8 protein-coding genes are annotated in these 6566 nt (G+C 69.1%); 4 read left to right on the top strand and 4 right to left on the bottom strand.

The features are described 5' to 3' along the window. Positions 1 to 429: 429 nt before the first annotated feature. On the bottom strand, positions 430 to 1071 hold the full coding sequence (locus tag ACZ69I_RS06125) for a DNA-3-methyladenine glycosylase (RefSeq protein WP_467681890.1): 642 nt from the start codon (positions 1069 to 1071) through the stop codon (positions 430 to 432). A 162-nt stretch (positions 1072 to 1233) separates the two neighbouring features. Here ACZ69I_RS06125 and ACZ69I_RS06120 point away from each other — a divergent pair, with 162 nt between their 5' ends. The 3 genes from ACZ69I_RS06120 (at position 1234) to ACZ69I_RS06110 (ending at position 3263) form a co-directional block, all read left to right on the top strand. Beyond that, complete coding sequence (locus ACZ69I_RS06120) at positions 1234 to 2016, top strand: sporulation protein (protein WP_467681892.1); 783 nt, start codon at positions 1234 to 1236, stop codon at positions 2014 to 2016. A gap of 37 nt (positions 2017 to 2053) precedes the next feature. Further along, on the top strand, positions 2054 to 2593 hold the full coding sequence (locus ACZ69I_RS06115; protein WP_467681894.1) for a YbhB/YbcL family Raf kinase inhibitor-like protein: 540 nt from the start codon (positions 2054 to 2056) through the stop codon (positions 2591 to 2593). A 163-nt stretch (positions 2594 to 2756) separates the two neighbouring features. Continuing rightward, a complete protein-coding gene (locus ACZ69I_RS06110; protein ID WP_467681896.1) occupies positions 2757 to 3263 on the top strand; it encodes an HNH endonuclease in 507 nt (168 codons plus the stop codon). Positions 3264 to 3328: 65 nt separating this feature from the next. Here ACZ69I_RS06110 and ACZ69I_RS06105 read toward each other — a convergent pair whose 3' ends face one another. From ACZ69I_RS06105 to ACZ69I_RS06095, 3 genes are all read right to left on the bottom strand, one after another. Continuing rightward, the gene (locus tag ACZ69I_RS06105; protein ID WP_389712465.1) at positions 3329 to 4267 is read right to left on the bottom strand and encodes an SPFH domain-containing protein; all 939 of its coding nucleotides are present in this window, start codon (positions 4265 to 4267) and stop codon (positions 3329 to 3331) included. 99 nt (positions 4268 to 4366) lie between these two features. After that, positions 4367 to 4795 (bottom strand): NfeD family protein, encoded by a 429-nt coding sequence (locus tag ACZ69I_RS06100; protein ID WP_467681898.1) that lies wholly within the window; start codon positions 4793 to 4795, stop codon positions 4367 to 4369. A gap of 45 nt (positions 4796 to 4840) precedes the next feature. Then, a complete protein-coding gene (locus ACZ69I_RS06095; RefSeq protein WP_467681900.1) occupies positions 4841 to 5638 on the bottom strand; it encodes an ABC transporter ATP-binding protein in 798 nt (265 codons plus the stop codon). 121 nt (positions 5639 to 5759) lie between these two features. On the opposite strand from ACZ69I_RS06095, the gene ACZ69I_RS06090 reads away from it, so the two are divergent. Beyond that, the gene (locus ACZ69I_RS06090) at positions 5760 to 6548 is read left to right on the top strand and encodes a hypothetical protein (protein WP_470830620.1); all 789 of its coding nucleotides are present in this window, start codon (positions 5760 to 5762) and stop codon (positions 6546 to 6548) included. The last annotated feature ends 18 nt before the right edge of the window (positions 6549 to 6566 follow it).

Raw genomic sequence — 6566 nt, 5'->3', positions numbered from 1 at the left:
CTCGCCGAAGCAAGTCGGGGTATCAACATATCTGGCGTTGACTTTTGGCACGCTGTTGAGTTCTCAAGGAACGGACGCTTCCTTTGTACTCACCCGCAGAACATTCTCTGGGGCTTTCCTCCGGGCGCTTCCCTTCGGTATTTCGTGTTTCCAACCTTACCAGATCCGTTTTCCGTTCCGTTTCCGGTTCGGATTTCATTTCCGGTGGCCGTTGGAGGGCCTTTGCCTTTCGGCGTGTTCACTACTTTAGCGGATCCCCTCCGCAACTCATAATCGAGTTTCGCGAGTTCGAATTCAGACATGCGGACACGCTGAATGAGACCCCGCCGAGGGGAAGTTGTTTGGTAGTGGTTGGCCGCTTCCGTGCCGGCAGAGTGCCGTGCCCGGTTCAGGCGACTCGGACCACATTACGGAGGGGCCAGGGCCGCGTCAAGTTCGTCGGCGCCGGGGCGTATGGGCCCGATAAGGGCTCACCGTAGGGTCGTTGGCCGTCCAGAAGCGCCACGGGTGGACGCCGCCCTCCCCCGCCACTCCTGTACGCGGACCGTTCATGACCTGGTCGGAAGGGGTAGGAGTGCCCGTCAACACGGTGAACGGGGAGTCCGGGTCCCCGCAGACGTCGCTGCCGTCCAGTCGGCGGTCCACGTCGAGTGCGGTGGCCAGGCGGGCGGGGCCTTTGGCCAGTTCTCTGTCCTTGCGGGCCGAGAGTCGACGGGTGCGGGCCAGCTCGGCCCCCTCCGTGACCTCGCCCGCGCGCAGCAGGACCGCGCCGGCCTTGCCCTCGGGTCCGCACACCAGGTTCATGCAGTGCCACATGCCGTAGGTGAAGTAGACGTACATATAGCCGGGCGGTCCGAACATCACGCTGTTTCGGGCGGTGCGGCCGCGGTACGCGTGCGAGCCGGGGTCGACCTCTCCCGCGTAGGCCTCGACCTCTGTCAGGCGGACCTCGATGGGGCCGTCCGGCGAGTCCCGTACGAGGATCCGTCCGAGCAGGTCGGGGGCGACCTCCAGGACAGGGCGGTCGAAGAAGTCTCGGGTCAGGGGCGTACGGTCAGTGGCCACGATCATGCCGTACGAGCGTAGTACAGGTGGTATCGGAACGGCGGTGGCCTTCGGGCCGCTCGGTCGTCAGGGTGATGGGGCGGAACCGGGTACGGTCCCCTCGCGTTTGTACGGATCAAGGATTCACGTCGAGACGAACCGCAGGCGGCGGCCTGGGGGAGGAGAGTCATGGGGTTCAAGAAGCTGCTCGCGAGTCTGGGGGCCGGGGGTGCCTCGGTCGAGACCGTGCTGACCGAGGTCAACGTGGTGCCGGGCGGCGTGGTCCAGGGTGAGGTGCGGATCCAGGGCGGGTCCGTGGACCAGGAGATCGAGGGCCTGTCCGTCGGTCTGCAGGCGCGGGTCGAGGTCGAGGGCAACGACCAGGAGACGAAGCAGGACATCGAGTTCACCAAGGTCCGGCTCGGCGGCGCGTTCACGCTGCGGGCCGGCCAGGTGCACGCGGTGCCGTTCGGGCTGGAGATCCCGTGGGAGACCCCGGTCACGAGCATCGACGGGCAGCAGCTGCGCGGGATGAACATCGGTGTGACCACCGAGCTGGAGATCGCGCGCGCCGTGGACTCCGGCGACCTGGACCCGATCAACGTGCACCCGCTGCCGGCGCAGCAGGCCATCCTGGACGCCTTCATCCAGCTCGGCTTCCGCTTCAAGAGCGCCGACATGGAGCGCGGTCACATCCGCGGTACGCGGCAGAAGCTGCCGTTCTACCAGGAGATCGAGTTCTTCCCGCCGCAGCAGTACCGCGGTCTCAACCAGGTCGAGCTGAGCTTCGTCGCCGACGACCGGGAGATGGACGTCGTCCTGGAGATGGACAAGAAGCCGGGTCTGTTCAGCGAGGGCAGTGACTCCTTCCGCTCGTTCACGGTGGGGCTCAACGACTTCCAGGGCACGGACTGGGCCGCGTACCTGAACGAGTGGCTGTCCCAGGTCGGCAGCAAGCGGAACTGGTTCTAGGCTCGGGGCGGACAGCAATCAACCAGGAGGTGCCGACGTGACCGAGCTCAAGAGGCCGCCGCTTCCCCACGACTTCCACCCGTCCGTACCGTCGTTCACGGTCGTGAGCGAGGACTTCGAACCGGGTGCGGTCCTGAAGGACGCTCAGGTCTACGCGGCCGGGAACACCTCGCCGCAGCTGCGGTGGGAGGGCTTCCCGCCGGAGACCAAGAGCTTCGCCGTGACGTGCTTCGACCCGGACGCCCCTACGGGGAGCGGGTTCTGGCACTGGACCGTCTTCGACATCCCGGTCTCGGTGACCGAGCTGCCGGGCGGTGCGGGCAGCGGCAAGTTCGAGGGGCTGCCCGAGGGCGCGGTGCAGGTGCGCAACGACTTCGGGACGAGGGACTTCGGGGGTGCGGCGCCGCCGCCCGGTGACCGCGCGCACCGCTATGTGTTCACCGTGTACGCGGTGGACCAGGAGAAGCTGGGTCCCGACGCGGACGCCGCGCCCGCGTTCGTCGGGTTCAACCTCCGGTTCCACACGCTCGCGCGTGCGCAGGTGATCGCCGAGTACGCCGCTCCCGCGGAGAGCTGAGCGGTCGTGCACTGAGCATTCACCGATTGTTTGCCCGCCTCTGGTCATGGAAGTGATCAGAGGCGGGCATTTTTTATTGCGTTGTCCATCTCGGCGTGCCCGGCCAGAGTTGATCCAAGCCCGCCAGGCGGTGGGCCGGTGCATACGGGAGGTGGGCAGGTTGATGCGGGACACGCTGGTGCTGAACGCGAGCTTCGAGCCGCTCTCGACGGTGTCGCTCAACCGGGCCGTCGTTCTGGTGCTCCAGGACAAGGCCGTGGTCGAGTACGCCCACCCCGGACTCCGTGTGCGCGCGGCCGCGATCGACATACCCGTACCGCAGGTGATCAGGCTCTGCAGATACGTACGGGTGCCGTTCCGAAGACAGGCTCCGTGGTCGAGGCGGGGTGTGCTGGTCCGGGACCGGCACCGGTGCGCGTACTGCGGCCGGCGCGCGACGACGGTGGACCACGTGGTGCCGAGGTCGCAGGGGGGCGCGGACTCCTGGCTCAATACGGTGGCTTCCTGCGCCCAGGACAATCACCGCAAGGCGAACCGGACTCCGGAGGAGGCCGGGATGCCGTTGCTGCGCCAGCCGTTCGAGCCGACGCCCGCGGATGCGATGCTCTTGGCGCTCGGGCGGGAGGAGTTGGCCTCGTTGCCTCACTGGCTGTCGCAGCCCGCGGCCTGACGCTCCTGGCCGCGGGCCGTCGTGGCCGGTCGCGCGGTTACCCACGCCCCTTACGGGACGTCCGCTCAGTCGATCGTCGGCTGCTCGCGGCGTTCCTTGCCGGACGAACCGCTGCCCGAACCGCCGCCCATGGGGCCGAAGTTGCCGAGCGCGCCGCCCAGTCCCTTGAGCGCGTCGCCGATCTCGCTGGGCACGATCCAGAGCTTGTTCGCGTCGCCCTCGGCGATCTTCGGGAGCATCTGGAGGTACTGGTAGGAGAGGAGCTTCTGGTCCGGGTCGCCGGCGTGGATGGACTCGAAGACGGTGCGGATCGCCTGGGCCTCGCCCTCGGCGCGCAGGGCGGCCGCCTTGGCCTCACCTTCGGCGCGCAGGATCGCGGACTGCTTCTCACCTTCGGCGCGGAGGATCTCCGACTGCCGGACACCCTCGGCCTGGAGGATCGCGGCGCGCTTGTCACGGTCGGCGCGCATCTGCTTCTCCATCGAGTCCTGGATGGAGGTCGGCGGCTCGATGGCCTTGAGCTCGACGCGGTTGACGCGGATGCCCCACTTGCCGGTGGCCTCGTCGAGGACGCCGCGCAGGGCCGCGTTGATCTCCTCGCGGGAGGTCAGGGTCCGCTCCAGGTCCATGCCGCCGATGATGTTGCGCAGCGTGGTGACGGTGAGCTGCTCGATCGCCTGGATGTAGCTGGCGACCTCGTAGGTGGCGGCCCGTGCGTCGGTCACCTGGTAGTAGATGACGGTGTCGATGTTGACCACCAGGTTGTCCTGGGTGATCACCGGCTGGGGCGGGAAGGGGACGACCTGTTCGCGGAGGTCGATCCGGTTGCGGATCGAGTCGATGAACGGGACGACGATGTTCAGGCCCGCGTTGAGCGTCCGTGTGTAGCGGCCGAAGCGCTCGACGATGGCCGCGCTGGCCTGTGGGATGACCTGGATCGTCTTGATCAGGGCGATGAAGACCAGCACCACCAGGATGATCAGGACGATGATGATGGGTTCCATCGTGGCTCCCCGTACCCTTCATGACTCGGAGGTTGTCCGCGGGATCTCAAAGATCTTGCTGGTCGAGTCTGTCAGACCGTCGTACCGCCCGTGGGGCATTCACATGACGACGGCCGTCGCTCCGTCGATCTCGACGACGTCCACTTCCTGGCCCGCCTCGTAGGCACGGTCGGTGTCGAGCGCGCGGGCCGACCAGATCTCCCCCGCGAGCTTGATGCGGCCGCCCGAACCGTCGACCCGTTCGAGGACGACGGCGGATCTGCCCCTCAACGCGTCGACCCCGGTGGCCAGTTCGGGGCGCTGGGCGCGGTGTCTGGCCGCCACGGGACGTACGACGCCGATGAGCGCGACGGAGACCGCCGAGAAGACCACGACCTGCAGCACGGTGCCGCCGCCGAGGCCCGCGGTCACGGACGCCGCGACGGCGCCCACGGCCAGCATGCCGAACTCCGGCATCGCGGTCAGTACGAGCGGAATTCCGAGCGCGGCGGCGCCGATCAGCCACCACACCCATGCGTCGATGTCCACGAGACCATCGTAGGACCGCCGGTCCCCTCGGGGACAGGGCGCCGATCAGCTGAGCGGAAGGCCCGTGGCGGTCCAGCGGTCGTTCTTCTGATCGACGACCAGCGGGAGGCCGAAGCAGAGGGAGAGGTTGCGGGAGGTGAGTTCGAGCTCCAGCGGGCCCGCGGCGAGGACCTTGCCCTGCCGGATCATGAGGACGTGCGTGAAGCCGGGGGCGATCTCCTCGACGTGGTGCGTGACCATGATCATCGAGGGGGCGATCGGGTCGCGGGCGAGGCGGCCGAGGCGGCGTACGAGGTCTTCGCGGCCGCCGAGGTCCAGGCCGGCGGCGGGCTCGTCGAGGAGCAGCAGCTCGGGGTCGGTCATCAGGGCGCGGGCGATCAGGGTGCGCTTGCGCTCGCCCTCGGAGAGGGTGCCGAACCTGCGGTCCAGGTAGTCGCTCATGCCGAGGCGGTCGAGGAAGGCGCGGGCGCGCTGCTCGTCCACGTCCTCGTAGTCCTCGCGCCAGCCCGCGGTCATGCCGTAGGCGGCGGTGAGGACCGTCTGGAGGACGGTCTGGCGCTTGGGCAGCTTCTCGGCCATCGCGATGCCGGCGACGCCGATGCGCGGGCGGAGCTCGAAGACGTCGGTGCCGGGCTTGCCGAGGGTCTCGCCGAGGACGGTGGCGCTGCCGGTGCTCGGGAAGAGGTAGCTGGAGGCGACGTTGAGGAGGGTGGTCTTGCCCGCGCCGTTCGGGCCGAGGATGACCCAGCGCTCCCCCTCCTTCACCGACCAGGAGACCTGGTCCACCAGAGCCCGGCCCTCGCGGACCACAGATACGTCCTCAAGCTCCAGTACATCGCTCATGAGCGCGCTGTCTCCCATTGCAGTCTCGGTCGTCGCTCGCGCCTGTGGACGCGGCCCCCGGATAAAACCTACGCCACCGGCCGACGGTTCCTGTCGCGAGCCCGGTCCTTAGGCTGTGTGCATGCTCTCGGAACCACGCTCAGGACGCCTGGCCGCATGGGGAAATGCCCTTTTGGTCGGACTTGTTTCTCCGGATGACGCGGTGCTCGCGATGGTCGGCGACGACGCGGTGCACCGGGTCGAAGGACTGCCCGGGGAGTCGGGCCCGGTCGGGCTCACGCTCGCCCTGGGGCGGTTGCGCTCGCTGGGGGTGACCGGCCTGCGGGTGGCGCTGCCCGCGCCGGGGCATCCGCTCGGGCTGAGCGGGCCGCCCGAGTTCAACGCGCGCGCCCTGGAGGCGCAGGAGGCGGTCGTCGGGTTCGGCGCGCCGTACGGGCTCGTGCCCGAGGTGTACGAGGCGGGGCCCGAGGGCGACGTACACGTGGAGGTCGTCTGGCACTGCCTGCCCGTGCGCGAGGGGCCGCCCGCCGACGTGCCCTCGCTCGGTGAGGCGGAGCGCGAGCTCGCGGAGGCGCTGCGGGAGGCGACGGAGGTGCTGTCCCGGCTGGACGTCGCGGGGTCGGGTCCGGTCGCGGAGGCGGCGCTGGACGCGTACCGGGCGCGGGCGGAGCGGGGCCGTGAAGTGCTCGCTCCCGGTTATCCGCCGCGCGCGGTGCGGGTGTTGGAGCTGGCGCAGCGGGTCGGTCTGCTGATCTCGCTGGCGTACGGCAACGGGCCCGGCGGGGCCGTCAGCGCGTCGGAGATGGCGGCGCGGGTGGAGGCTCTGCGGCCGGTGGAGCGCACCGCGCGGCGGGCGCAGGTGGCCGCGTACGACTCGGCCGTCGAGGAGCGGGAGCGGGGCGGGCGCTGAGAGCCTGTGTCATGCCCC

It is taken from the genome of Streptomyces sp. NPDC036815, assembly GCF_055609205.1.
This window is presented reverse-complemented; position numbering and strand designations above follow the sequence as displayed.

What these genes read in the sequence shown, in the direction of transcription:
- ACZ69I_RS06125 (WP_467681890.1), bottom strand. Translation starts at nt 1,071, where the DNA reads ATGATCGTGGCCACTGACCGTACGCCCCTGACCCGAGACTTCTTCGAC.
- ACZ69I_RS06120 (WP_467681892.1), top strand. Translation starts at nt 1,234, where the DNA reads ATGGGGTTCAAGAAGCTGCTCGCGAGTCTGGGGGCCGGGGGTGCCTCG.
- ACZ69I_RS06110 (WP_467681896.1), top strand. Translation starts at nt 2,757, where the DNA reads ATGCGGGACACGCTGGTGCTGAACGCGAGCTTCGAGCCGCTCTCGACG.
- ACZ69I_RS06105 (WP_389712465.1), bottom strand. Translation starts at nt 4,267, where the DNA reads ATGGAACCCATCATCATCGTCCTGATCATCCTGGTGGTGCTGGTCTTC.
- ACZ69I_RS06095 (WP_467681900.1), bottom strand. Translation starts at nt 5,638, where the DNA reads ATGAGCGATGTACTGGAGCTTGAGGACGTATCTGTGGTCCGCGAGGGC.
- ACZ69I_RS06090 (WP_470830620.1), top strand. Translation starts at nt 5,760, where the DNA reads ATGCTCTCGGAACCACGCTCAGGACGCCTGGCCGCATGGGGAAATGCC.